General features: G+C 71.0%; 26 protein-coding genes. 19 read left to right on the top strand and 7 right to left on the bottom strand.

From position 1 onward, the window contains the following. The first annotated feature begins 103 nt into the window (after positions 1 to 103). Genes ACQP2F_RS20660 through ACQP2F_RS20650 form a run of 3 tightly spaced genes read left to right on the top strand, consistent with a single transcriptional unit; the run spans position 104 to position 4029 of the window. A complete protein-coding gene (locus ACQP2F_RS20660; protein WP_433306391.1) occupies positions 104 to 2446 on the top strand; it encodes a ribonucleoside-diphosphate reductase subunit alpha in 2343 nt (780 codons plus the stop codon). Beyond that, positions 2446 to 3441, top strand: coding sequence for a ribonucleotide-diphosphate reductase subunit beta (locus ACQP2F_RS20655; protein ID WP_433306389.1), 996 nt, complete (start codon positions 2446 to 2448; stop codon positions 3439 to 3441). Before ACQP2F_RS20660 ends, ACQP2F_RS20655 begins: the two co-directional genes overlap by 1 nt. Positions 3442 to 3474: 33 nt before the next feature. After that, positions 3475 to 4029: a pyridoxamine 5'-phosphate oxidase family protein gene (locus ACQP2F_RS20650; protein WP_433306387.1), complete on the top strand. Its 555-nt coding sequence runs from the start codon at positions 3475 to 3477 to the stop codon at positions 4027 to 4029. A gap of 31 nt (positions 4030 to 4060) precedes the next feature. Here the strand turns inward: ACQP2F_RS20650 and ACQP2F_RS20645 are convergent, their stop codons facing one another. Further along, positions 4061 to 5272, bottom strand: coding sequence for an MFS transporter (locus tag ACQP2F_RS20645; RefSeq protein WP_433306385.1), 1212 nt, complete (start codon positions 5270 to 5272; stop codon positions 4061 to 4063). 117 nt (positions 5273 to 5389) lie between these two features. On the opposite strand from ACQP2F_RS20645, the gene ACQP2F_RS20640 reads away from it, so the two are divergent. From ACQP2F_RS20640 to trhA, 7 genes are all read left to right on the top strand, one after another. Further along, a complete protein-coding gene (locus ACQP2F_RS20640; protein WP_433306384.1) occupies positions 5390 to 6370 on the top strand; it encodes a hypothetical protein in 981 nt (326 codons plus the stop codon). A 169-nt stretch (positions 6371 to 6539) separates the two neighbouring features. After that, a complete protein-coding gene (locus ACQP2F_RS20635; protein WP_433306382.1) occupies positions 6540 to 6755 on the top strand; it encodes a CbtB domain-containing protein in 216 nt (71 codons plus the stop codon). 15 nt (positions 6756 to 6770) lie between these two features. After that, positions 6771 to 7604: a CbtA family protein gene (locus ACQP2F_RS20630; protein ID WP_433306381.1), complete on the top strand. Its 834-nt coding sequence runs from the start codon at positions 6771 to 6773 to the stop codon at positions 7602 to 7604. 561 nt (positions 7605 to 8165) lie between these two features. Beyond that, positions 8166 to 8339: a hypothetical protein gene (locus ACQP2F_RS20625; RefSeq protein ID WP_433306379.1), complete on the top strand. Its 174-nt coding sequence runs from the start codon at positions 8166 to 8168 to the stop codon at positions 8337 to 8339. A gap of 50 nt (positions 8340 to 8389) precedes the next feature. Then, positions 8390 to 8986, top strand: a complete 597-nt coding sequence (gene purN, locus ACQP2F_RS20620; protein WP_433306377.1) for a phosphoribosylglycinamide formyltransferase — start codon at positions 8390 to 8392, stop codon at positions 8984 to 8986. Between the two features lie 304 nt (positions 8987 to 9290). Beyond that, positions 9291 to 10247, top strand: a complete 957-nt coding sequence (locus tag ACQP2F_RS20615; RefSeq protein WP_433306375.1) for a hypothetical protein — start codon at positions 9291 to 9293, stop codon at positions 10245 to 10247. 45 nt (positions 10248 to 10292) lie between these two features. Beyond that, the gene (trhA, locus tag ACQP2F_RS20610; RefSeq protein ID WP_433306373.1) at positions 10293 to 11006 is read left to right on the top strand and encodes a PAQR family membrane homeostasis protein TrhA; all 714 of its coding nucleotides are present in this window, start codon (positions 10293 to 10295) and stop codon (positions 11004 to 11006) included. Here trhA and ACQP2F_RS20605 read toward each other — a convergent pair. Next, the gene (locus tag ACQP2F_RS20605) at positions 11003 to 11740 is read right to left on the bottom strand and encodes a (2Fe-2S)-binding protein (protein WP_433306371.1); all 738 of its coding nucleotides are present in this window, start codon (positions 11738 to 11740) and stop codon (positions 11003 to 11005) included. The two genes, trhA and ACQP2F_RS20605, sit on opposite strands and share 4 nt — an antisense overlap. A 71-nt stretch (positions 11741 to 11811) precedes the next feature. Here ACQP2F_RS20605 and ACQP2F_RS20600 point away from each other — a divergent pair, with 71 nt between their 5' ends. From ACQP2F_RS20600 to ACQP2F_RS20565, 8 genes are all read left to right on the top strand, one after another. After that, the gene (locus ACQP2F_RS20600; RefSeq protein WP_433306370.1) at positions 11812 to 13047 is read left to right on the top strand and encodes an MFS transporter; all 1236 of its coding nucleotides are present in this window, start codon (positions 11812 to 11814) and stop codon (positions 13045 to 13047) included. Between the two features lie 446 nt (positions 13048 to 13493). Further along, positions 13494 to 14003, top strand: coding sequence for a universal stress protein (locus ACQP2F_RS20595; protein ID WP_433306368.1), 510 nt, complete (start codon positions 13494 to 13496; stop codon positions 14001 to 14003). Between the two features lie 276 nt (positions 14004 to 14279). Then, positions 14280 to 16037 (top strand): aa3-type cytochrome oxidase subunit I, encoded by a 1758-nt coding sequence (ctaD, locus tag ACQP2F_RS20590; RefSeq protein WP_433306366.1) that lies wholly within the window; start codon positions 14280 to 14282, stop codon positions 16035 to 16037. A 117-nt stretch (positions 16038 to 16154) separates the two neighbouring features. Next, complete coding sequence (locus ACQP2F_RS20585; RefSeq protein WP_433306364.1) at positions 16155 to 17105, top strand: cation diffusion facilitator family transporter; 951 nt, start codon at positions 16155 to 16157, stop codon at positions 17103 to 17105. A 345-nt stretch (positions 17106 to 17450) separates the two neighbouring features. Next, entirely contained in the window at positions 17451 to 17921 is a 471-nt protein-coding gene (locus ACQP2F_RS20580; RefSeq protein ID WP_433306362.1) for an RDD family protein, read from the top strand. 150 nt (positions 17922 to 18071) lie between these two features. Further along, on the top strand, positions 18072 to 19514 hold the full coding sequence (locus ACQP2F_RS20575) for a GGDEF domain-containing protein (RefSeq protein ID WP_433306360.1): 1443 nt from the start codon (positions 18072 to 18074) through the stop codon (positions 19512 to 19514). 141 nt (positions 19515 to 19655) lie between these two features. Further along, the gene (locus tag ACQP2F_RS20570; RefSeq protein WP_433306359.1) at positions 19656 to 20177 is read left to right on the top strand and encodes a DUF5134 domain-containing protein; all 522 of its coding nucleotides are present in this window, start codon (positions 19656 to 19658) and stop codon (positions 20175 to 20177) included. Between the two features lie 10 nt (positions 20178 to 20187). Continuing rightward, positions 20188 to 20610: a TIGR03618 family F420-dependent PPOX class oxidoreductase gene (locus tag ACQP2F_RS20565; RefSeq protein WP_433306357.1), complete on the top strand. Its 423-nt coding sequence runs from the start codon at positions 20188 to 20190 to the stop codon at positions 20608 to 20610. Between the two features lie 4 nt (positions 20611 to 20614). Here ACQP2F_RS20565 and ACQP2F_RS20560 read toward each other — a convergent pair whose 3' ends face one another. From ACQP2F_RS20560 to ACQP2F_RS20545, 4 genes are read right to left on the bottom strand one after another with little or no spacing between them, the layout of a single operon-like run. Beyond that, a complete protein-coding gene (locus ACQP2F_RS20560; RefSeq protein WP_433306355.1) occupies positions 20615 to 21457 on the bottom strand; it encodes a TauD/TfdA dioxygenase family protein in 843 nt (280 codons plus the stop codon). After that, a complete protein-coding gene (locus ACQP2F_RS20555) occupies positions 21454 to 22218 on the bottom strand; it encodes an ABC transporter ATP-binding protein (RefSeq protein ID WP_433306354.1) in 765 nt (254 codons plus the stop codon). Before ACQP2F_RS20555 ends, ACQP2F_RS20560 begins: the two co-directional genes overlap by 4 nt. Next, on the bottom strand, positions 22205 to 23227 hold the full coding sequence (locus ACQP2F_RS20550) for a taurine ABC transporter substrate-binding protein (protein WP_433306352.1): 1023 nt from the start codon (positions 23225 to 23227) through the stop codon (positions 22205 to 22207). Before ACQP2F_RS20550 ends, ACQP2F_RS20555 begins: the two co-directional genes overlap by 14 nt. A gap of 12 nt (positions 23228 to 23239) precedes the next feature. Beyond that, a complete protein-coding gene (locus tag ACQP2F_RS20545) occupies positions 23240 to 24088 on the bottom strand; it encodes an ABC transporter permease (RefSeq protein WP_433306350.1) in 849 nt (282 codons plus the stop codon). Positions 24089 to 24194: 106 nt separating this feature from the next. On the opposite strand from ACQP2F_RS20545, the gene ACQP2F_RS20540 reads away from it, so the two are divergent. After that, positions 24195 to 24905 carry a class I SAM-dependent methyltransferase gene (locus ACQP2F_RS20540; protein WP_433306348.1) on the top strand — a complete coding sequence of 237 codons (711 nt, stop codon included), beginning with the start codon at positions 24195 to 24197 and terminating at the stop codon, positions 24903 to 24905. A 95-nt stretch (positions 24906 to 25000) separates the two neighbouring features. On the opposite strand, the gene ACQP2F_RS20535 is transcribed toward ACQP2F_RS20540, so the two are convergent. Continuing rightward, positions 25001 to 25411: an ATP-binding protein gene (locus tag ACQP2F_RS20535; protein ID WP_433306346.1), complete on the bottom strand. Its 411-nt coding sequence runs from the start codon at positions 25409 to 25411 to the stop codon at positions 25001 to 25003. Between the last annotated feature and the right edge of the window lie 111 nt (positions 25412 to 25522).

Genomic DNA, 25522 nt, shown 5'->3' with positions numbered 1-25522 from the left:
GGCGGTCGAAGGCCGCGCGGGACGGCCGACGCCACCAGCCGGTCTGGCCGAGCCAGCCGGTGGCGTCCGCCCGCGCGTCCGTCAACGGACGAGGGGACGGGGAATGACGACCACCACGACGGTGCCGGAGCAGCGCCGGCACGTCATGCAGGTGCGGAAACGGAACGGCGACCTGGAGACGGTCGACGTCGGCAAGATCGTGCGGGCGGTGGAGCGCCAGGCGGCGGGGCTCGACGAGGTCGACCCGATGCGGGTGGCGACCAAGACGATCAGCGGGCTCTACGACGGCGCCACCACCGCCGAGCTGGACAAGCTGTCGATCCAGACCGCGGCGGAGCTGATCGGCGAGGAACCGCAGTACTCCCGGCTCGCCGCGCGACTGCTCACGGCGTACGTGGACAAGGAAGTTCGCCTTCAGGGTGTCGCGAGCTTCAGCCAATCCATCCGCTACGCGCACGGCCTGGGATTGATCGGGGACGCGACGGCGGAGTTCGTGGCCCGCAACGCGCGCAAGCTGGACGACGCCGTCGATCCGGAGAACGACAGGAGATTCGAATACTTCGGCGTCCGTACGGTGGCCGACCGTTACCTGCTGCGCCACCCGCACACCCGCCTGGTCGTCGAGACACCGCAGTACTGGCTGCTCCGGGTGGCGTGCGGCCTGTCGAGGACGCCGGCCGAGGCGATCGGGTTCTACCGCCTGATGGCGAGCCTCGCCTATCTGCCCAGCTCGCCCACCCTGTTCAACTCCGGCACCCGGCACACCCAGATGTCGTCGTGCTTCCTGGTCGACTCGCCGCGGGACGAGCTCGACTCGATCTACGAGCGCTATCACCAGGTCGCGAAGCTGTCCAAGTTCTCCGGCGGCATCGGCATCTCCTGGTCGCGGATCCGCGGGCGGGGCGCGCTGATCCGGGGCACGAACGGCCGGTCCAACGGCATCGTCCCGTTCCTGAAGACGCTCGACGCCGGGGTCGCCGCGGTCAACCAGGGCGGCCGCCGCAAGGGCGCGGCGTGCGTCTATCTCGAGCCGTGGCACCCGGACGTCGAGGAGTTTCTCGAGCTGCGCGACAACACCGGGGAGGACTCCCGGCGTACGCACAACTTGAACTTGGCGAACTGGATCCCGGACGAGTTCATGCGGCGGGTCGAGGCCGACGAGGACTGGTCGCTGGTCGACCCGTCCGACGCGCCGGAGCTGCCCGATCTGTTCGGTGAGGCGTTCGAGGAGGCCTACAAGCGGGCGGAGAAGAAGGCGGTCCGGACGGTCAAGGCGCGCGACCTCTACGGGCGGATGATGCGGACGCTCGCGCAGACCGGCAACGGGTGGATGACCTTCAAGGACGCGTCCAACCGGCTCTCCAACCAGACCGGCGGGCCCGGCAACACCATCCACCTCTCCAACCTCTGCACGGAGATTCTCGAGGTCAACAGCGACACCGAGACGGCGGTCTGCAACCTCGGCTCGATCAATCTGGGCGCGCACGTCACGGCCGAGGGGGTGGCATGGGAGAAACTGCGCGACACCGTACGTACGGCGGTCGTCTTCCTGGATCGGGTCATCGACATCAACTACTACCCGTCGGACCAGGCCGTCGCCTCCAACCCGCGCTGGCGTCCGGTCGGGTTGGGGCTGATGGGCCTGCAGGACGCGTTCTTCACGCTGCGCCTGCCGTTCGACTCGGCCGCGGCGCGGGAGCTGTCCACCCGCGTACAGGAGGAGATCTTCCTGACCGCGCTGGAGACCTCGGCCGGCCTCGCTTCGGAGTTCGGCCCGCACCCGGCGTTCGGCGAGACGCGCGCCGCCCGGGGCGAGCTGCACCCGCAGCTGTGGGGCGCGACGCCGGCGCAGACCGAGCGCTGGGCCGCGCTGAAGGACCGGATCGCCGCGACCGGCCTGCGCAACTCGCTGCTCGTCGCGATCGCGCCGACCGCCACCATCGCCTCCATCGCCGGCTGCTACGAGTGCATCGAGCCGCAGGTGTCCAACCTGTTCAAGCGCGAGACGATGTCGGGCGAGTTCCTGCAGATCAACACCTATCTGGTACGCGAGCTGAAGGCCCGTGGGCTGTGGACCGCCCCGATCCGCGAGCAGATCAAGCGGGCCGAGGGCTCGGTGCAGGGCATCGCCGAGCTGCCCGCCGACGTGCGTGAGCTGTTCCGTACGGCCTGGGAGCTGCCGCAGCGGGCATTGATCGACCTGGCCGCGGCCCGGGCCCCGTACATCGATCAGTCGCAGTCCTTGAACCTGTTCTTGAGCGCGCCCACCATTGGGAAGCTCTCGTCGATGTATCTGCATGCCTGGAAATCCGGGCTGAAGACGACGTATTACCTGCGCTCGCGGCCCGCGACGCGCATTCAGCAGGCGACCGTCGCGGTGATTCCCGCCTCGGACGCCGTCGCCTGCTCCCTGGAGAACCCCGAATCGTGTGAGGCCTGCCAGTAATGCTGCTCGACCCCGGAATGGACCTGACCCTGCGGCCGATGAAGTACCCGCATTTCTTCGACCACTTCAAGGACGCGATCAAGAACACCTGGACGGTGGAGGAGGTCGACCTGCACTCCGACCTCGCCGACCTGTCCAAGCTGTCGGCGGCCGAGCGGCACCTGGTGTCGCGGCTGGTGGCGTTCTTCGCGACCGGCGACACGATCGTCGCCAACAATCTGGTGCTGAACCTCTATCAGCACGTGAACTCCCCGGAAGGACGGCTTTATCTCTCCCGGCAACTGTTCGAGGAGGCCGTGCACGTCCAGTTCTATCTGAACCTGCTGGACACGTACGTTCCCTCCGAGGAGGCGCGTTTCGAGGCGTTCGCCGCGGTCGAGAACATTCCGTCGATCGCCCGCAAGGCCGAGTTCTGCTTCCGCTGGATCGACTCGATCTTCGAGCTGCGGTCGCTGGCCACGCGCGCCGATCGGCGGGCCTTCCTGCTGAACCTGATCTGTTTCGCGGCGTGCATCGAGGGCCTCTTCTTCTACGGCGCCTTCGCGTACGTCTATTTCCTGCGCTCCCGGGGGCTGCTGCACGGGCTGGCGTCCGGCACGAACTGGGTGTTCCGCGACGAGTCCATGCACATGGCGTTCGCCTTCGACGTCGTCGACACCGTACGGAAGGAGGAGCCGGATCTGTTCGACGGCGAGATGGAGCAGCAGGTACGCGACATGCTCGCCGAGGCCGTCGAGTGCGAGGTGCAGTTCGCCGAGGACCTGCTCGCCCAGGGCGTCTCCGGCCTGTCCCTCGCCGATATGCGTTCCTATCTCGAGCACGTGGCCGACCGCCGGCTGGCCGTGCTCGGCATCGAGCCGCTCTACGGCAGCGGGAACCCGTTCGCCTTCATGGAGTTGCAGGACGTCCAGGAGCTGTCGAACTTCTTCGAGCGCCGCGTCTCCGCGTACCAGGTGGGCGTGACCGGAAGTGTGAGCTTCGACGACGACTTCTGACCGGCCGTCGCCCATGCGTGCCACCATGGGCGCATGGGCAAGGTCTACGCATCGATCGACGGCCGGCTGCGCGAGTTCCTCCTGCGGCAGCCGGTCTTCTTCGTGGCCACCGCGCCGAGCGGCCCGGACGGCCACGTGAACGTCTCACCCAAGGGCGGCCGGGGGTGCCTGGCCGTCCTCGACGAGCACCGGGTGGCCTATCTCGACTACACCGGCAGCGGCGCCGAGACCATCGCCCACCTGCGCGAGAACGGCCGCATCACGCTGATGACGTGCGCCTTCGAGGGCCCGCCGAAGATCGTTCGCCTGCACGGCCGGGGCCGGGTGGCCGTGCCGGAGTCGACCGGGTTCGCGGAGCTGGTGAGGGCCTTCCCGGCGCCGCCGGCCCACGGGCTGCGGGCGGTCATCGAGGTGACCGTCGACCGCATCAGCGACTCGTGCGGCTACCAGGTGCCGCTGATGGCGTACGAAGGCGATCGTGACCTGCTGACCCGCTGGGCCGACCGCAAGACCGACGACGATCTGGCCGAGTACCGGCGGACGCGGAACGCGCAGAGCATCGACGGGCTGCCCGCCCTGGTCGACTGATCTCCCGGCTCTCCTCTCGGCCGCGGCCCTCTCACGTCGGCCGCGCTCCTCGTCTTGGCCTCGCGGCACTCCAGGCGGCGACCGCGGCGGCGACGGCGAGCAGTCCCACCGCCGCGCCGTAGCCGCCGGTGACCGCATACGACGCGGCCATCAGCAGCGGGCTCGCGAACCCGGCCAGCCCGGCCGCCGCGGTCACCAGCCCGGTCACCAGCCCCACCAGGGACGGCCCGGCACCCGCCGCCGCCCGCACCAGCGTGGCCGAGCTCGCCACGCCGAGCGCGACCGCCATCGCGAGCAGCGTCACCGCGACCACGGGCAGCGGCGGAGTGAACGCCTGCACCCCGGCGACCACCGCCAGCGCGGCGAGCGAGACGACCAGCGGGCGCCCGGGCACGCGGTCGGCGAGCCAGCCACCGATCGGCCGGGCCAGGACCGCCACGACGACGAAGGCGGCCATCCACGTACCGGCGTCCGCGGCCGGCAGCCCGTAGGCGTTGCCCAGATACACCGGCAGGTAGACCGAGAACGCCACGAACACGCCGAACTGGACCGCATACCACCCGCTCGCCCGCCAGGTGATCGGCAGCCGCAGCGCCGCGCTCAGCCCGCCCGTCCGCCGGGACCCGGCCGGCGCGTCCCGCCCCAGGACCGCGAGCGCCACCCCGCACAGGGCGAGCAGGACGGCGCTGACCACAAAGGGCACGGCCATCCCGTACGCGCCGGCCCAGCGCACCGCGGTCAGCCCGCCGGCCGCGCTGCCGCATACGCCCATGCCCAGCACGCCCACGGCCAGGCCCCGCCCCGGCCCCGGGAACCAGCCGCTGACCACCTGCACACCGGCCGCGAAGGTGGTGCCCGCGACCCCGAGCAAGGCCGAGCCCGCCAGCAGCCCGCCGGCCGTACGGTAGCCGCCCGCCGCGAGCCCGGCCAGCGCGACGATCGACACCGCCAGGGCCGCCAGGAACGCCGCCCGGCCGCCGAACCGGTCCGCCAGCGCGCCGACCGGCACCCGGCCCAGGCAGCCGACCAGCACCGGCAGGGCGACCACCAGCGCCTGGCCGGCCGCGTCCAGGCCCGCGTCCTCGCGCAGCAGCGGGGCCAGCGGGCTCAGCAGGCCCCAGGCCCACACGCTGAGGAAGTAGCCCACCGAGACCAGCACCAGCATGCGCCGGGACCCGTCCCGCACCGCGATGTCCTGTACGACCGCCCCCGCCGCCCGAAGTTCAGCAAGGCAGGATGCCATCGCTGATCTCCGTGCCGCATCACCCGATCCGGATGAGCGGAACGATCGACCAAAGTCGCACCACCGTGGACCAAAGTCGGCAGCGAGCGATCATCGCGCCCTGGTTCCCTGGTCACCGTGACCCGACTCCCCGCCGTCGTGATCGTGCTGGTGGCCCCGTTCCTCGGCGAGGTCCTCCCGACCGCGACCCCACCGCTCGGCCTGCTCCTGCCGTGGAATCTCGCGCTGATGGCCGCGCTCTACGGCAGCGGCGCGCTGCTCTGCCGCGAGCTGACCCGGCGCTACCGGCTCGGGCTGCCCGGCCTGTGCCTGCTGGCCGCCGCCTACGCGGTCTACGAGGAGGCGCTGGTCGATCGCTACTGGTTCGATCCCCACTACTGGCAGGAGGCCGGCGTCGGTTCCTACGGCCGGGTCTGGCACACCAACATCCTGCTCGCCTCCCACCTGACCGCCTTCCATGTGGCGGTCAGCATCGGCGCGTCGATCGTGCTGGTCGAGGCCCTGTTCCCGGCGTACCGCAACCAACCGTGGGTGGGCCGGCCCGGCCTGGCCCTCGCCGCCGCGGCACTCGCTGCGGTAGCCCCCATCACCTACGAGGAGTACGCCCACGTGCCGCGCGGCCAGCTCATCGCGGCCACCGCCCTCGGCGCCGTGCTGGTCGCCTCCGCGTTCCTTCTCCGGCGTCGCCCGTTCCCACCGCCCGAGCACACGGCAGCCGGCCGCCCGGCGAATGCTTCCTCGCCGCTCCGGAGACCGGTCCTGCCGGGCGTCATCGCCTTTGCCTGCACTGCCGCTCACTTCGTGCTCGTCTATGCCGTGCCGTCGACGGGTCTGCCCTGGCCGGCCGGGACGGCGGTCGCCCTCGCACCGATCGCGGCCGGCGTCGTCCTGCTCGGCCGCGGCGCCGAGGCATTGACCGTTGTCACCGGCATTCTCGGGTTCTTCCTCCTGCTCGACGCGGCGGTCGGGCTGGGCGGGCGCTACGACCTGACCGCCGGGGCCCTCGTGATGGCGGCCGGCCTGTGGTGGCTCGTGCGGCGAGAGGGACGGCGCCGGCGAAGACCTGTGGCGGCCGCCACCGGCGGGCACGGCGATTGACGGCTCTCGTCGCGGCAGCTTAGGGTCGTGCTCGGAACGGTGTGAGGAAGCTGGGAAACCAAGCCAGCACGGTCGCGCCACTGTGAGCCGGCGAAAGCCGGGAAGTCAGATACTCGCCCGTTCCACGCCCGATCCGTTCGAGGGACGCACGATCCCCAAGGAGGCTTCCGTGAGCTCTGTGCCGCATTCCACCACCGTGGCCACCCCGCTGGTCATTCCCGGGTCCAAGGCCGTCCTGTGGCTTGTCGGCACGGCGCTGCTCGCGCTGGCCGTCTACTACTTCATCGGGGTCGACCAGGGCGTCGTGTCGGTGTTCGGCAACGACACGCACATCCACGAGTTCGTCCACGACGGGCGGCACTTCCTCGGCTTCCCCTGCCACTGAGGCCGATCGACCTCCATGGAGAAGCGCATCATCGGGCGCGGCCTGCTGGCCGGCGCCATCGGCGGGCTGCTCGCGTTCCTCTTCGCCCGCGTCTTCGCCGAGCCGGCGATCCAGCAGGCCGTCGACTACGAGAGCGGGCGGCACGAGGCGCAGGAGGCGCTCGACCGGGCGGCCGGTCTGGCCGCGGCCGCGCATGAGCACGACGTGTTCTCGCGGGCCGTGCAGGGCAACGTCGGCATCGGAGTCGCCCTGGTCTTCTTCGGAGCGGCGATGGGCGCGCTGTTCGCCGTGGCGTACGCGCTCTGTCTCGGACGCGCCGGCCGGATCCGCCCCCGCAACCTCGCGCTGCTCGTGGCCGGCGGGGGTTTCCTCGGCATGTACGCGGTGCCGTTCCTGAAGTACCCGGCCAACCCGCCGGCCATCGGGCGGGACGAGACCATCCAGCAGCGGGGCACGTTCTACCTGCTGATGGTCGCGGCGTCGGTGCTGTTCCTGGTGCTCGCGGCGTGGCTCGGCAAGCGGCTGCAACCACGGTTCGGCACGTGGAACGCGGCGCTCATCGCGGGCGGCGTCTTCATCGCGGCGGCCGCGATCGTGATGCTGGTCCTGCCGTCGCCGGGCGAGATGGGTGAGCCGCTCGGCCGCGCGACCGAGACGCCGCAGCCGCTGACCGACGCGAACGGGCAGATCGTCTTCCCGGGCTTCCCGGCCGACGTCCTCTACCGCTTCCGGCTCTACTCGATCGGCGCGCAGCTGCTGCTGTGGGGCGCGATCGGCCTGATCTTCGCGCCGATGGCCGAGCGGCTGCTGGCCCCGCGCCGGGCGGCGCAAACGACCATCAACGCCTGAGCACCCGCCGCCCGGGCGAGCGACAGGGGACGGCACCGGCGGCCGAGCCGATCAGCCTCGCCGAGCCGATCGGCCTCGCCGAGCCGATCGGCCTCGCCGAGCCGGTTGGACTGCTCGCTCCGACGGAGGGCGCGCGCCGCTACGCTCCCTCACGATTCGACGCCGCTCGTACGTACCCGCGGTCTTCGCTCTGGCCCTCGGCCTGCCCGCCGGCCGCCTGCACTGCACCGGCCGCGGCACCCTCGGCGATGCCGCCGGCGAGTGCGCCGCCGGCGAGTGCCCCGTCGGCAAGTGCGCCGCCGGCAAGTGCGCCGCCGGCAACTGCCCCGCCGGCAAATGCGCCGCCGGCGAGTGCCCCGTCGGCAAGTGCGCCGTTCAATCGCGGGGCAGCGCCGTCCGCGTGTGCGGCCGGCATGGACGCGGGCGGCTACACGACGGGTGGACGGCGAGGACGAGGCGCTACACCTTGAGCGTGGCCGGGCCGGAATTCGAGGCGCCGTTCGCCGCCCTTCCGGCGGTGCGGAGATCTTGCCGGAAGAGCGGGAGCGGAACGTCGACGTCATGACGCGGTACCGGCTCACCGGCGGCCAGACCTACCTGTACCCCGACCTCTCCGGCGGCCCGTGGGACGACCTCGATCGAGACGTGGATCTGCTGCGGGGCTCGCCGACGCCACGTCCCGCAAGAAGGTTGGAGCTCGTCCGCCGTTATCCGCGTAGTGACCTCGGCAAATAGGTGCCCGTCCTCGACCGGACCGATCGTCAGAATTTGCTAGAATTTCCGGCATGCGCAAGATCGGCGTCCTTGGGAATGGAGTTCATCGCACATTCGAGTACATAGTACGAGCGATCGCGGCCGGCACGATAGAGAATTGTGAAGTAGTCGTCGTGGCTGCCAATCACCCGAACGTCCCGATCTTCACCTCTGCCGCCGAGTTCGGCATACCATATCTCTATCTTGACGGCGCCGACCCGGCAGAGATCGATGCGCAGGCCTTGACCGCTTTCCGAGATCACGGCGTCGACTTCGTCATATTGCTGGGCTACGGCAAGAAGATCGGCCCAGCGCTGCTCGACGCGTATCCCTACGGCATTCTCAATATCCATTCGGCGCCGTTGCCGCAGTTCGGCGGCAAGGGCATGGTGCAGCCGGTGAGCCAGGCTCACGTGCTCGCATCAGGGTTGCGCTACAGCGGGCCGACCATCCACCTCGTCGATGCCGAGTACGATCATGGCCAAATTCTGGCTCACTGGCCCGTTCCGATCCGTCCGGGCGATACTCCTGAGTCTCTCAACATGCGATGCAATTTGGCCGGCATGCCGCTCTACGTCCAAGCAATCAGGGATTTCGTCCATCGATTCGACCACCCCGACGAATATTGAGGCACGCTGTCGTTCCGCGATGCCTCGCAGGGGCGGCCGCTTATTGTCCGCGGCAGATCCGGAGGCTACCGCCGGCAACAACGCCTGGCTCCGAAGCCCCGGCGTTCGGCCGTTGGGTTAGCAACACCGATCTTGGCGCCCTCGCCCGTCCGTGCGGCAGCGCGGAGCCGCCTCATGAGCCACGGCCGGCCCGTCCCGCAAATAGCGAAGGAGGGCTATTCAACCCGAAAGCGCCTGGCTAGCGTGGGATTGGATTTGGTGGAACGGGGGAAATTGCATGATCGCCGTACGTATACTGCGAATCTTGGCCGTGGCCGCACTGCTCGTGGCCGGCTGGCAAGCACCCGCGACGGCCTCGCCCGTCTTCTCACCGAGCGACTGGAACGCCGCGCTGGAGAAAGTGATCCACGCCGACGTGACCCAGTCGGTCACCCTGCCGAACGGCGACGTGCTGTGGGTCTTCGGTGACACCACCCGCATCAACGGGGTGCCGACCACCGGCCCGTACGGCTATCCGCACGACGCGTTCGTCCGGCAGACGGCCGGGACGCTGACCTTCAAGGCGCTGCCGGGACCATACGGCTACGGCTGGCAGCAGGTGCCGAACTGGTCGGACAACACGTATTTCTGGATGTCCACACCCATCGTCGACAGCGGCACCCTCTACGTGCTGGGCGAGCGGATTCGGGGCGTGAGCCCGTTCACCGTCGTCGGCTCGTACGTCGCCGTCTTCAACGCCTCCACGCTGGCCTTCCAGCGGATCGTGCCGGTGCCGACCGGCGCGACCGGCACGACGATGTGGGGCGGCGTCGCCCGTACCGCCACCGGCTGGTGGATCACCGGAACCCACAACGTGCCGTGCAGCTATGGCACCAACTGCTCGGTGGGTGACATGGCGTTCGTCCCGTTCGGCGGCCTGGCGACCGCCACCAGCTGGGGCGTCCACGACAACGTGATCCCGGCGACCACGAACATCGGCACCGGGCTGGCACTGCGGCAGACCTCGGTCGGCTGGGACATCTTCACCAAACGGGGAGACGCCTACGGCGGCACCGAGATCGAGCGGCTGACTGTCAGAAGCGTCACCGGCACCTGGACGGTCAACGGCACCTGGCCCGCGCCGAGCCCGGCGGGCACGCTCACGTACGGCGTGGCGGTGCATCCCGAGCAGCCGGCGAACAACGGCCAGATCCTGACGTCCTACAACGTCAACGGCAACGACGCCGAGTATCACCCGCGGTTCCTTTATCTGCCCCGGTAGCAGATCGGGACCGCGCCGCGACCGTTCTTACCTTTGGATGCCGAGGTGGACACCAGCCTCGTGGTTGTCTTTCATGAGCCGGTGACCGACCGAACCTCTCCGCAGTCGGCCCGCGATGACCGGCCCGCGAGGCTTCCCAAGCCGATCTGGCGCGGCTGGTTGCATCTCATAGGGTTTCCGCTCTCCCTGATCGCCGGCGGGTTCCTGATCGCCGGCGCACATGGCACCGCCGCGGCCGCTGCGGCCGGGGTCTACGCGGCCGCCGTGAGCGCGATGTTCGGCACCAGTGCCCTGTACCACCGAGTCGAGTGGCGAATCCGGATGAAGCGGATCCTGCAGCGATGCGACCACCTGATGATCTTCGTGCTGATAGCCGGAACCGCCACGCCGATGTATCAGCTGGCCGCGCCGCCGCGCTACGGTCGCGTCTGCTTGATCCTGACGTGGACGCTCGCGACCGCGGCGGCCGTCTTGCACCTGGCGCGGATGGACGCACCCGAGCGTTCAGTCGGCGGCACGTACATCGCTCTAGCAGCCGTAGCCGCTCTCGCCCTCCCGCTGGTCTGGATCCACCGCGGGCCACTTGCCGGGGGCCTCGCCGTCGCCGGTGGCCTGCTCTCCGTGGCCGGAGCCCTCGCCTACCACTACCGCAGACCCGATCCGGCGCCGCCGGTGTTCGGCTATCACGAAGTCTTTCATGCCCTCATCTGCGGCGCTGTCACGTGTCACTATGTCGCGGTCTACCTCATCTTGATCTAGTCCAGCCGCCGCGGACCCACCCGGCTCAGCACGCGCTGCCACTGGCGGCGGCGGGTGTCGGGTGGGGTCAGGACGCAGTCGCCGCAGGTGCCGCCGCCGGGGATGCGGTAGTACAGGCAGCAGTTGCGGCGCACCAGGAACCAGCGGGCCCGCTCGGCGTCCGGCCTCTCCAGCACCGCGGTGCCGGCCAGCGGTGGGTGGCTCAGCAGGCGCTCGACCACCCGGGCGGCGCGTTCGGCGTGCTCCGGGCGGGCGTCGGCGATCATCCCGGCCGCGCCGCCGAGCGCCGACGCCACGTTGCCCCACAGCAGGTGCTCGGGCAGGCCGAACCGGCGGGCGAAAACCAGGAGCAGCGCCTCGGTCACCGCGAGCGGTTCCCCCTCCCCCACTTGCGCGTACGCGACGGGAAGCGGGCCGCCGCCGACCGGTCGCCACCACAGGTCCTCGATGCGGGCCGCCGGCCGCTCGCCGGTCAGCGCCGCCGCGCCGAGGAACGGCGAGACGAGCCGCGAGGCGTACCCGAGAAAGGTGATGGACGCCACCTCGCGCTCGCCGATCTCGCCGGGGCTCAGCCCGGACATCCGCACGAGGGCCTGCCGCGCCACGCCGACCCGCTCGGCGACCACCTCGGGATTCAGCAGGTCGGTGAGCGGACGCCAGGCCGGATCGCGGTCCCACGGCTCCCAGACGAAGTACGGCCCCAGCGCCGCCGCCGACCTCAGCGCAGCATCCACGCCGTTGATGTTAGGCGAGACGCTATGTACGCTCGTACACATCCCGCCGCACCGCTTCTCTTGGGGACTTCATGACCTCCACGCTCGCCGCACCGGTGGCACCGGCCACGGTTCGGGCCGCCGCCACGGCCACGTACGCCGCGTTCATCGGCTCGGGCTTCGCGTTCGCCAGCTGGGCGTCGCGGATCCCGCAGGTCCGTGACGGGCTCGGCCTCGACTCGGCCGCGCTCGGCCTGGTGCTGCTCGCGATCGCCACCGGCTCGCTGCTGGCGCTGCCGCTGTCCGGCCCGGTCGTCGCCCGGATCGGCTCGTCGCGCACGGTCGCGTGGATGGCGGTGCTGCTCGGGGTGGGCCTGGCGACCGCGGCGATCGGTTCCCTGGCCGGCGTGGTGCCGGTGGTGATCGGGCTGTTCCTGCTCGGCTTCGCGAACGGCGCCTGGGACGTGGCCATGAACGTCCAGGGCACGGTCGTGGAGCGGCATCTCGGGCGCTCGGTGATGTCCCGCTTCCACGCCGGGTTCAGCCTCGGCACCGTCGCGGGCGCGCTGGTCGGGGCGGCCATGGTCGCGCTGCACGTGAGCGTCGCGGCCCATCTCGTGGCCGTGGCCGTGATCGTGGTGCTGGCCGTCGCGTGGCAGGCCCGGCGGTTCGTGGCCGACCACGACGAGACCCCGGCCGGCGACGGCGAACCATCGCGCGGTGGTGCGCTGCGGGCCTGGCGGGAACCCCGTACGCTGCTGATCGGCGTTTTTGTGCTGGCGTTCGCGTTCACCGAGGGTGTCGGGAACGACTGGATCAGCGTGGCCGCGATCGACGGCCACCACGTGTCGCCGGCGCTGGGCACGCTGGCGTTCGCCGGCTTCCTCACCGCGATGACCGCCGGGCGCTGGTTCGGGCCGGCGTTGCTCGACCGCTACGGCCGCACCCGGGTCGTGCGCACGCTGGCCGTGATCGGCATCGCCGGGGTGGCGCTCTTCGTCTTCGGGCCGACGGCCGTCTACGCGTACGCGGGAACGCTGTTGTGGGGTTTGGGGGCTTCGCTCGGGTTCCCGGTCGGCATGAGCGCCGGGGGCGACGATCCGCGCCGGGCCGCGGGGCGCGTCAGCGTGATCGCGTCGATCGGATATTGCGCGTTCCTGGCCGGGCCGCCCACCATCGGCTTCCTCGGTGACCACTTCACGGTGCTGCGGTCGCTGATCGCCGTGGCGGCGCTGTTGTGCGTGGCTGTGCTGATCGCGGGGACGGTGCGGCCGCTCGAGGTGGCTGGCGCTCGCAAGGCTGTGGATTACGCCCCGGAATTGTCGTAGGGACCCGCTATCGTCTGCCCCACCCAGTGACGGGTGGGGGCGGGCGCGGGTGGGCGGGAAACGGCGGCCGATCTGCGCGGCGGCCGATCTGCGCGGCGGCCGATCTGCGCGGCGGCCGGCCTTGGACGGTGGCCTTGTGTCGGCGACGGTCCTCTCCCGGTGGCGGCCCTCTCCCGATAGCGGCCCTCTCCCGATAGCGGCCCTCTCCCGATGGCGGCCCCTCGCGGTCACGGCCCCCTCGCGGTCACGGCCCGCTCGCGGCGGGCGGTCCCGTCCCTGCGGCGGCTTTGTTGCAGCGGCGGCTCTGTCCCGGCGTTGGCCGATCTCCGCGGTGGCCGATCTTCGCGGCGGCCGATCTCACTGACGGCCAATCTCGGCAGCGGCCGATCTCGGTGGCGGCCGTGTCCTAGCATGCCGGTCTCGCGGCCGGATGGCAGGGTGGTGACATGAAGACCGTCGTCTGGGTGGCCGAGGGCACCTGGCAGGCAGCCGTCGACGCGGCGCCCAACGTTCCGGACGGGCAGATCATTCTGCTGCACGTGATCGACGAGCACACCATGCAGGCCGTCTCCGGGGCGCGGGCCGGGTTGATGGGGCGCGGGCGCGACACCTCCGCCGCCGCCGAGCAGGTGCTGATCGATGGTCAGGCCGATCTGCTGGAGGCGGCCGAGGCGCGGCTGGGGCGGCCGGCGACGCGGCTGGCATTGCGCGGCCGGGTGGAACGTGAGGTGGTGGGCGCCTGTGCCGACGCCGGGTTGCTGGTGCTGGCCCGGGACGGCGATCACACCCGGCTGGGGCCGCACAGCATCGGGCACCACGCGCGCTTCGTGATCGACCACGCGCCGTGCCGGGTTCTGCTCATCTGGCCGGACGAGCCGCCGGACCTGTCGACGGTGCCGCCGCCTCCGCCTCATCCGCATCAGCCGCCACATCGGCCAGTTCCGCCGCCCCGCTGACCCGGCCGCCCGGCGTGCAGAGATAAGCAGAGCGACCCGGCACAAGGAGGCGCGCAGAGGTAAGCAGAGCGAAGAGAAGGAGGACGCAAACGCGCGCGGGGGTAAGCAGAGCGACGAAGGAACGCAGAAGCGCGCAGAGGTAAGCAGAGCGACGCCGAGACGGCCCTACGCCCGAAATACCGGGCATGTGGGTAATGCGCCGAAATCGAGCGGCTCGGGCGGCTAAAAGCCTATAACCGAAGGAGCACCGTCGACGGGAATTCCGAGGAGCTCCGCATGACCACAGTCGCCCCGCGTCCGGCAGTTGCGCGGCCCTATCCGGTCCGGCGGCAGGTCAAGGGCTCCGCCCTGACCCGGATTCTGCGCACCACCGACGCGAAGCAGATCGGGATCATGTACATGGTCACGTCGGTGCTGTTCTACGTCGTCGGCGGCTTCCTGGCGTTGCTCATGCGGGGCGAGCTGGCCCGGCCGGGCATGCAGTTCCTGTCGCCCGAGCAGTACAACCAGCTGTTCACGATGCACGGCACGATCATGTTGCTGTTCTTCGCGACGCCGATCGTGTTCGCCTTCGCCAACTTCGTGGTGCCCATCCAGATCGGCGCCCCGGACGTGTCGTTCCCGCGGCTCAACGCGTTCGCCTACTGGCTCTACCTGTTCGGCAGCACGATGGCGATGAGCGGCTTCATCACCCCGGGCGGCGCGGCCGACTTCGGCTGGTTCGCCTACACGCCGCTCAGCGACTCCCTGCACTCCCCCGGCATCGGCGGCAACATGTGGGTGGTCGGCCTGGCCATCAGCGGTCTCGGCACGATCCTCGGCGCGGTCAACATGATCACCACGATCCTCACCCTGCGGGCGCCGGGCATGACCATGTTCCGCATGCCGATCATGACGTGGAACATCCTGGTCACCAGCCTCCTGGTGGTCATGGTCTTCCCGTTCCTGGCGGCCGCCCTGTTCGCCCTCGCCGCCGACCGGGTGATCGGGGCGCACGTCTTCGACGTGGACACCGGCGGCCCCATGCTCTGGCAGCACCTCTTCTGGTTCTTCGGCCACCCCGAGGTGTACGTCGTGGCGCTCCCCTTCTTCGGCATCATCACCGAGGTCATCCCGGTCTTCAGCCGCAAGCCGGTCTTCGGTTACAAGGGCCTGGTCGCCGCCACCCTGCTGATCGGCGCCCTGTCGATGAGCGTCTGGGCGCACCACATGTTCGTCACCGGTCAGGTGCTGCTGCCGTTCTTCAGCTTCCTGAGCTTCCTCATCGCGGTGCCGACCGGCATGAAGTTCTTCGTCTGGATCGGCACCATGTGGCGCGGGTCGATCAGTTTCGAGACGCCGATGCTGTTCGCGATCGGGTTCATGGTCACGTTCCTGTTCGGCGGGCTGTCCGGCGTCCTCCTGGCGGCGCCGCCGATCGACTTCCACGTCTCCGACTCGTACTTCGTGATCGCGCACTTCCACTACGTGCTCTTCGGCACCATCGTGTTCGCCGTCTTCGCCGGCATCTACTTCTGGTTCCCGAAGATGTTCGGCCGGATGCTCGACGAGCGGCTCGGGAAGGTCCACTTCTGGCTCACCTTCCTCGGTTTCCACGCGACGTTCCTGGTGCAGCACTGGCTGGGCACGGAAGGCATGCCCCGGCGGTACGCGGACTACCTGCCCTCGGACGGGTTCACCTCCCTGAACACGTTCTCGACGATCGGCTCGTTCGTCCTCGGCTGCGCGACGCTCCCGTTCCTCTACAACGTCTGGCACTCGTACAAGGCCGGTCCGGTGGTGAAGGTCGACGACCCCTGGGGTCACGGCAACTCGCTGGAGTGGGCCACCTCGTGCCCGCCGCCGCTGCGCAACTTCGACCACATGCCGCGCATCCGTTCCGAGCGGCCGGCCTTCGACCGGAAGTTCCCGCACCTGGCGGCCGGGGAGCAGTCGCTGGCCGGTCCGCCCGAGGGCGGCGCGCGCCCGCTCACCTCGGAGGCCGACGGCGGCGCGACCTACCAGGAGGACATCGCCTCCGACCGCGACCGCTGAGCATTTCCCGTACGGCGGAAGCCGTCCCCGCCGGCGCTGCTGAGCGTGGTGATCTATTGCCGGTCATTGGCAGTTGCGGCGTTGTCGCACGACTAGGGTGCGGACTACCGTTGAAACATGCCTTCGCACCCGCACTCCCACTCGCACGACAGCGCCGGCAAGGTGGACGCCGCGCTCGAGACCTCGCGGGCCGGCATGCGGGCGCTGTGGATCTCGCTGGCGGGGCTCGGGGTCACGGCCGCCCTGCAGGCCGTCATCGTGATGGCGTCGGGCTCGGTCGCGTTGCTCGGCGACGCGGTGCACAACGTGGCGGACGCGCTCACGGCGGTGCCGCTCGGGGTGGCCTTCTGGCTCGGACGGCGGGCGGCCACCCGCGCGTACACCTATGGTTTCGGTCGCGCCGAGGATGTCGCCGGCGTCCTGATCGTCCTGGTGATCGCCGGGTCCGCGATCGCCACCGCCTGGTTCGCCCTCGAGCGCCTGGCCCACCCGCGCGAGATGACGCACCTGCCGTGGGTGCTGGCCGCCGGCGTCGTGGGCTTCCTGGGCAACGAGGGGGTCGCCCGCTACCGCGTCGTGGTCGGACGGCGGATCGGCTCGGCCGCGCTGGTCGCCGACGGGCTGCACGCCCGCACCGACGGCTTCACCTCGCTCGCCGTCGTGCTCGCCGCGGCCGGCACGTGGGCCGGATGGCGGTGGGCGGACCCGGTGGTGGGCCTGGCCATCACGGTCGCGATCGGGTACGTGCTCAAGGACGCCGGCCGCGAGGTCTGCCACCGGCTCATGGACCGGGTCGAGCCCGCGCTCGTCGACCGCGCCGAGCGGGCCCTGCGCGGCGTTCCCGGCGTGCGGGAGGTGACCGGCCTGCGGTTGCGATGGATCGGCCACCGGCTGGACGGTGAGGCCACCGTGGTGGTCGACGACGGGCTCAGCCTGATCGCCGCGCACGACATCGCGGCCGACGCCGAGCACCGGCTTTCGCATGACCTGCCGCGGCTCGGCGGCTTCCGCGTCCACCCCGATCCGGCCGGGCACGCCCACCGTGGACGAGCCGGCCTTGGCATTTGAAGTCACATGCACGAAAGTAACTACGCCGCTTCGGCGGCTCGCGGTGCGTTCCCACCGGGAACACGCCACCACACCACGCCGTACCTATCAGAAATGGACCACGATATGGTCAGTCCCGGGCCCTTCCCGGGGTCGCCTGGCGACGAGCCGGCTCCGGCCGGACACTCCGCCACGCCACCCCCGCCGCCTACCTACGGCGCTCCGCCCCCGCCGCCGCCGTACGGCGCCGCACCCCCGCCGCCCACGTACGGGGCTCCGCCGCCGGGTGCCGGCTATCCGCCGCCGGGAGGCGCCTACCCGCCGCCGCCCTACTCGACGCCCATGGGTGGCGGCCCGGGAGCGCCGATGAGCGGGGTCGGGCAGCCCGGCAACCTGGGCGAGCGGTTCCTGGCGAGGCTCATCGACGGTCTCATCGTCGGCGTCGTGTCGCTGGTCGTCGGCTTCGTGCTCGCGGTCGTCTCGGATTCCTGGTTCCTGACCGGCTTCCTCGCCGCCGTGATCAACGCGGCGCTGTATCTCGGCTACTTCGGCTATCTGGAGTCCAGCCGGGGCCAGACGATCGGCAAGCAGGCGATGAAGCTGAAGGTGTTCGGCCCGGACCGGGTCAGCAACCCGACGCTGGAGCAGGCCATCCGGCGCAACATCTACATGGCGTTCGGCGTCCTGCGGATCATCCCGTTCATCGGCGGCGTGCTGAGCGGCCTGGCCGGGCTGGCGGCGGTGATCGTGATCGTGGTCAACATCAACAGCGATCCGCAGCGTCAGCACTGGTTCGACAAGTTCGCCGGTGGCACCCAGGTCATCAAGATCGGCTGACCGTCGCACCCGCCGGTCCGTGCTCGCGTGCCTTTCCCCCGGGCACGGGCCGGCGGCCGCGGCAACCGAGCTGCTCCCGACCGGGCACCGTCCCCGCAACCGTCCGCCGATGCCATTACCTGATACCACTAGCGGAGGTATCGGCAGCGCATGGGTAGTCGGTTGATGCGATGGCACATCGCCGTCGCGGCGGTTGCTTTGGCGGGGTTCCTGGTCGTGCCGGACGGCAGCACCCTCCAGCTGGTCTGGCAGGTCGCGTGCGGATGGTTCGCGGCCGGCATGATCGCGGTCGGGATCCGGGCCCGGCGCCCGGCCATGCGGGCGACCTGGTGGCTGTTCGCGGTCGGCGTCGCCGGCAACTCGGGCGGCATCCTGATCGAGTACATCCTGACCCGCACCGAGGCCGAGCCCGGCTTCCCGTCGCTGGCCGACGTCGCGTACCTGTCGCTCTATCCCGCCGCCGCGGCCGGGCTGCTGCTGCTGATCCGCCGCCGCACCGCCTACCGCGACTGGTCCAGCCTCATCGACGCCACCACGCTGACCACCGGCATGGGCCTGCTCGCCTGGGTCTTCATGATCAAGCCGGCCGCGTCCGACCCGTCGATCGGCCTGATCGGGCACATCTTCAGCACCGCCTACCCGGTCGGCGACGTGGTGCTGCTGGCCATGACCGTCCGCCTGATCCTCAGCGGCAGCGCCCGCAACACCTCCTTCCGCCTGGTGTGCGGCGCGCTGATCTGCTTCCTCGCCGGCGACGGCGCCTGGGCGGTGGTGAACCAGATGGGCTGGGAGCCGGGCCCGATGGCGCACAAGATGCTCGCGGTCGTGTTCCTGGCCGGTTACCTGCTCTTCGGGGCGGCCGCCGTGCACCCCGACGTCCGCGCGCTGTCGAGCTCGATCGAGCCGCGCCCGAGCCGGATCAGCCGCCCGCTCCTGTTCGCCCTGACCCTGGCCTCGCTGATCGGCCCGGCGCTGCTGATCGTGCAGGCGTTGCGGCACAAGGTCACCGACACGCTGGCCATCGCGCTCGGCTGCGTGGCCCTGTTCCTGCTGGTCGTGACCCGCATGTCCCAGCTGATCAAGCAGCTCGACGTGCAGACCGAGAAGGTGCGCGAGCTGGCCGTCACCGACGAGCTGACCGGGCTGCCGAACCGGCGCGCCTGGAACACCGAGCTGCCCCGCACGATCGAGCGGGTGCGCCGGACCGGGGACCCGCTCACCGTGGCGATCCTCGACATCGACCACTTCAAGCACTTCAACGACGCGTACGGGCATCTGGCCGGCGACCGCCTGCTGAAGGAGGCCGCCGCCGCGTGGCAGGATCAGCTGCGCACGGCCGACCATCTCGCCCGCTACGGCGGCGAGGAGTTCGTCGTGATGCTGCCGGACGCGACCGTCGCGCAGGCCCATGAGATCGTCGACCGGATGCGGCTGGCGACCCCGCTGGGGCAGTCGTTCTCGGCCGGCATCGCGGTGTGGAACGGGTCGGAGACCTCGGACGAGCTGACCGCCCGCGCCGACGCCGCGCTCTACGAGGCCAAGAACGCCGGCCGCAACCGCATCTGCGCCGCCGCCGAGCCGGCCAACGCGTAACCGCCGCCCAGCGGTCCCGCCGCCAAGCGCTCAAGCGTGCGCCTGGTGATCACCCACCCCATCGCGGTACTGACCGGTGGACCCGCGCCGCCTAGCGTGAGGGCCCACGGGCGGAACCACGGCGCGGGGGGCATTCGCACGATGATCGGTCTCGAGTCACTGCGATGGTCGTTGACGCTGGTCTTCGCCGTCGCGACGGGGTTCCATCTCGTACGGCTGCTGCGGGGCGACGCACCCGAGGAGGCGTTCCACGTGGTGATGGGCGCGGCGATGATCGCGATGATCTGGCCGTGGGGCGGCGCCGTCCCGGCCACGCTGTGGATCACCGGCTTCGCGTTCTCGACCGGCTGGTTCGCCTCGCGGGCGGTCCGGCCGGCGCGGGACCGGACGGCGCCGATCCTCTTCGCCAGCGGCACGGCCGCCATGGTCTGGATGAGCGCGGCGCCGCACCCGCACCCGCACCTCCATCACGCGGCACCGTCCTCCGTGAACTGGGTCGACGCGGCCCTCGGCGGCTACCTCGTCGCGGCCGCCCTGTGGTGGCTGGTGCGCGGGATGCGGCTGGACGCCGCGACGCCGGCCGAGCTCACGCCGCACTGGCCGGCCGTCTGCCACGCCCTGATGAGCGCGGGCATGGGTCTCTCGCTGCTGGCCATCGGCTAGCGTCTCCCTCGTGGAGAAGACGCTTACCGCGGCCTGGGAGCTGAGCCGCCAGGACACCGGCCTCGCCCTGGTCTCGACCCTGCGCGCCGACCAGACCATCCAGGCCTCGCTGGTCAACACCGGCATCGTCGGGGACCGGCTCGCCTTCGTGACGTACGGGAAGGTCAAGCTGGCCAACCTCAGGGCGCGCCCCCAGCTCGCCGTCGCCTTCCGCAGCGGCTGGCAGTGGGCGACCGTCGAGGGCCGGGCCGAGCTCGCCGGCCCCGACGACCCCCGCCCCGGCCTCGACGCCGAGGGCCTGCGCCTGCTGCTGCGCGAGATCTTCACGGCCGCCGGCGGCACCCACGACAACTGGGACGAGTACGACCGTACGATGCGCGACCAGCACCGTACGGCCGTGCTCGTCACCCCCACCCGGATCTACGGCAGCTGAGCGGTCAGGAGGCCACCCCGAGCGGCAGGTCGCCGCGCAGGGTGATCCGGTGCATGACCCGGCGCTGGTCGCCGTAGTCGCGGTTGGCGTAGTGGGCGGTGCTGCGGTTGTCCCAGATCGCCACGTCGCCCGGCCGCCAGCGGTGCCGCACGATGTGCTCGGGCTTGGTCAGGTGGGCGTAGAGCAGGTCGAGGATGCCCCGGCTCTCGAACTCGGAGACCCCGACGATGTGCGAGGTGAAGCCGGGGTTGACGAAGATGCCGCGCCGGCCGGTCTCCGGGTGCACGCGGACGACCGGATGCTCGACCGGGGTCAGCTGGGTGACGACCTCGCCGTCCCACTCGTTGCCGCGCCCGCCGCGCCGCTGGGCCAGGTAGTAGCCGAACTCGCGGTTGCCGTCGTGCACGGCGGTGAGCTTGTCGGCCAGCCGCCGGACGGGCTCGGCCAGCGAGTCGTAGGCGGCCTGAGCGTCCGCCCACTGGGTGTCGCCGCCGGTCGGGGGCAGCACCACGGCCCGCAGGATCGAGCCGAGCGGTGGCCGCTTCATGAACGTCACGTCGGTGTGCCACACGTCGGCGAAGCCGTTGTCGGTGCTGTCCAGCGCGTACACCTCCGGATGCCGCTCGTCGACCCCGGCGACCACCGGATGCGACGCGGTGAGCTCGCCGAGCCGCCGGCCGAGCGCCACCTGCGTGTCGTCGTCGAGCAGCTGGTCGCGGAAGAACAGCACCTTGCGGTCGACCAGGGACGCGCGCAGCTCGGCGAGCTCGGCGTCGGTGACGGCGGTCAGGTCGACGCCGTGCACGATGGCGCCGAAGTGCGGACCGAGCGGTTCCAGTTCCTTCATGCGGGCACTCCCAGTGGGGTTCGGACGGCCGCGCCCACCCGGGCCCGGGCGGCGGCGAAGGCGGGCAGGCCCCGCAGCTCGTCGGGGTCGATGCCGGTGCGGGGCAGGTCGATGGCGAGGTCGAGGGCGATCCGGCCGGGCCGGGGCGTGAGGACCACGACCCGGCTGCCGAGGAACACGGCCTCGTCCACGCTGTGGGTGACGAAGACGCACGTACGCCCGGTCTCCGCGCTCACCCGGCGCAGGTCCTCCTGGAGGCGCTCCCGGGTCAGCGCGTCGAGCGCCGCGAACGGCTCGTCGAGCAGCAGCAGCGGGTTGTCGACGGCCAGCGCCCGGGCGATGGCGACGCGCTGCTGCTGTCCGCCGGAGATCTGCCAGGTTCGCCGTCTCGCGACGTCGTGCAGGCCGACCCGCTCGAGCAGCTCGTCAACCTTGCCCGGGGTGGCCGGGAGCCCGGCGTACCGGAGCGCGAGCGCGACGTTCCCGCCCACCGTGCGCCACGGGAAGAGGCGGGGCTGCTGGAAGACCAGGCCGGCGCCGCGCCCGGGGACGGGCCGGGCGCCGTCCGTCCGGACGGACCCGGTGGTCGGCTGCTCGAAACCGGCGATCAGCCGCAGCAACGTGCTCTTCCCGCAGCCGGACGCGCCGACCAGCACGAGGAACTCCCCCGCCGGGACCGACAGGTCGATCGGGCCGACGGCGGTGACGTCGCCGTAGGAATGGGAGACGCCGGAGAGGACGACGGCGTCACCCGAGGACATCGGGCAGTCCCTTGACGTAGATCGCCTTCTGCACGTCGGCCAGGGCCGGCACGGCGTCGATCTTCTGCTGGGACTTGAGGAACTCGGCCGCGGAGACCAGGTTCGCCGCCAGGTTGCCGACGTGGCCCTCGGTGCCCAGCCACTCCGGCGACGAGATGTCGGCCGGCTTGAGGAAGACGCCCTGCGACAGCTGGTCCTGTGCCTCCTGCGGCGAGAGGTTGAGCTCCACCCCGATCGCCTTCGCCGCGCCGGCCGGGTCGGACGCGATCGTGTTCAGCGCCTGCGCCTCGGCCTTGCGCCAGGCGTCGACCGCGTCCGGGTGGGCGGTGGCGAAGGCGGTCGAGACCACGCCGAGGTCGAGCGTCGGCTTGCCGGCGGTGGCGAGCTCCCGGCTGCTGATCAGCACCTTGCCGGTCTTCTTGATCTCGGCGAGCGACGGCAGCCAGGTGTACGCGGCGTCGAGGTCACCGCGCGTCCAGGCGGCCTGGATGTCCTGCGGCTCGAGGTCGACGATGTTGACCTCGGACTCCTTGACGCCGGCCTTGTCCAGCGCGGCCAGCAGGCTGTAGTGCGCGGTCGAGGCGAACGGCGTGCCCACCTTCTTGCCGCGCAGGCCGGCCACGCCGGTGATGCCGGTGCCGTTGCGGGCGACCAGCGCCTCGTTGTCGCCGGCCACATCGAGGACGAAGGCAACCTGGTACGGGATGTTCAGCGGCGCCGACAGACCGCGGGCCACCGGCGACGACCCGATCGCCGCGATGTCCACGCTCTTGGCCACGAACGCCGTGTTGATCGAGGCGCCCGAGTCGAACTTGGTCCACGTGATCTTGTAGTCGGGCAGGGCCTTCTCCAGCAGCCCCTGGTTCTTCACGTAGAGATCGCCGCTGGGGAACGCCTGGTAGGCGATCCGGATCGTTTTCTGGTCGCCGGCCGAGGAGCCGCTCGCGGCGCCGTTGCCGCAACCGGCGAGGACGACGACGGCGGCCAGTCCGGCAAGGATCTTCTTCATGCTGGTTCCTATCTATGCGCGGCCCCGCCACGGGATCAGCCGTTTCTCGGCGATCTGCAGCAGGGCGTCGATGAGCAGGCCGGAGAGGCCGATGGCGAACAGACCGAGCACGACCACGTCGGTCTGCGAGTAGCGCTGGGCGTCACGGACCATGCCGCCGATGCCCGGGACGCCGTTGATCGTCTCGGCGGCGACCACCGAGGAGTAGGCGACGCCGACCGCGATGCGGACGCCGGTGAAGATCTCCGGAAGCCCGTGTGGCAGCACGACGTCGCGGGTGACGGCCCATTTGCTCGCGCCCAGTGCGCGGGCCGCCTCGACGAGCCCGGTCGGCGCGCCGAGCACGGCCGAGGCGGTGGCCACGGCGACCGGCGGCATCGCGGCGATCGACAACAGCCACAGCTTGGGGGTCTCGTCGATGCCGAACCAGATGATGAACAGGCTGAAGTAGGCCAGCGGCGGCAGCGCCCGCACGAACGTGACCACCGGCTCGGTCACGACCCGGAACCAGGTCACGGTGCCCATCAGGAGCCCGAGCACGAGCCCGCCGGCGACGCCGATGGCCGACCCGATCAGGATGCGGCGCAGGCTCACACCCAGGTGCTCGATCAGGAGGTGGCCGCTGTATCCGCGTACGCCGTCGTGGGTGGTCGAGGTGACGACGAGCTGATGCCAGACCGCCCCGGGTGAGGGAATGAAGGTCGGGTTCCGCGTGGTGCGCGCCGCGAGCTCCCACAGTCCGAAGAGGACGGCGAGCGCGATCAGGCGCAACAGGAGGCGGCGCCCGCGCCCGGCCGGCCGGGACGCGGTCGGCGCGGTGGTGCCGGCAACCGCGGGCGGCGCGGTCAGAAGGGTGGACACGGGTCACTCCAGGAGGGCAGGCGTTGTCCGGTGGCTAATTCCTACATTGCCTATCGGTTTAACGCAACCATCCGTCCCGACTGCCGGACTCGGCTACTCTCGGCACGTGTTCTCGCCTCGAGGCCCGTCGCTGGGCGAGCTCGCCGTGCAGGCGCTCTCGTCGGTCGAGCGCGGCTACGACCTGCTCGCGCCGAAGTTCGATCACACGCCGTTCCGCACGCCCGAGGCCATCCTCGACGCGACGGTGGAGGCCCTGGCCGGCCAGGGCCCGTTCGATGCGGGGCTCGACGTCTGCTGCGGGACCGGCGCCGGGCTGCGGGTGCTGCGGTCGCTCTGCGACGGGGAGATCACCGGGGTCGACTTCAGCGCGGGGATGCTCGAGCAGGCCCGGGCGGCCCACCCGGAGGCGGCGCTCGTGCGGGCCGACGTGCGTGAGCTGACCTTCGCCGCGGAGTTCGACCTGGCGGTCACCTTCGGGGCGCTCGGGCATTTCCTGCCGGCGGAGCGGCCGGCGGTCTTCGCGGGCGTGTTCCGGGCGCTGCGGCCGGGCGGGGTGTTCGCGTTCCCGGTGCCGGCGCCGCCGCCCCTGACCTCGTTCTCGTACTGGGCGACGGCCGGGTTCGACCTGGTGATGCGCATCCGGAACGCGGTGTGGCGCCCGCCGTTCGTCATGTACTACCGGACCATGCCGCTGGCGGCCGTGCGCGCGGAGCTGGGGGTGGCCGGCTTCGCGGTGACGACGGCCGAGCTGCCGGGGCTGGGCCGGGACCAGGGCGGCGACCCGCGTTTCCGGTTGATCGTGGCGCGCAAGGGCTGACCGCGACCGGTTCCGCGGCCCGACGGGCCCGCGCGGAAGGCCGGCCGGCTAGGCGGGGCCGGCTCGACTAGGCGGGGCCGGCTCGGCGGGGCCGGCTAAGCCGGGCCGGCTCCCCCGGTCAGCGCGGCGGACGGGCGGGGCGCGGCCGGGGTCATCTCGGCCCAGACGACCTTGCCGCCGCCGGTGGGCTCGCTTCCCCAGCTGTGGGCGATCGCGGCGACCAGGATCAGGCCGCGGCCGCCGGGGCGGCGCGGGTCGGGGCGCTGCAGGCAGGGGAACTCGCGGCTGCGGTCGCGGACTTCCACCCGTACCGCATCATCGCCGCACGCCACCCGCAGCTCGCCGCCGTCCCCGGTGTGCTGAACGACGTTGTCGACCAGTTCCGTGACCACCAGCAGCACGTCGTGCACCATGTCGGCGGGCTGGCCGGTGAGCAGGTGAGCGACGGTGGCCCGCATCCGCGCGCTCTCCTCCGCGCGGGCGAAGGGCAACCGTACTGACTCCATGCCCTCCTGCTACCCCCCGGAACGCGGGATACGCCACTCGAACGGGTAACGGCACATCGGGCGACGCGACCGACCTCGTCCTAACGGTCAGACGTGAAGGCGACCGGTTTC

It is taken from the genome of Actinoplanes sp. CA-030573, assembly GCF_050951115.1.
In the GTDB taxonomy this organism is placed as follows: domain Bacteria; phylum Actinomycetota; class Actinomycetes; order Mycobacteriales; family Micromonosporaceae; genus Actinoplanes.
This window is presented reverse-complemented; position numbering and strand designations above follow the sequence as displayed.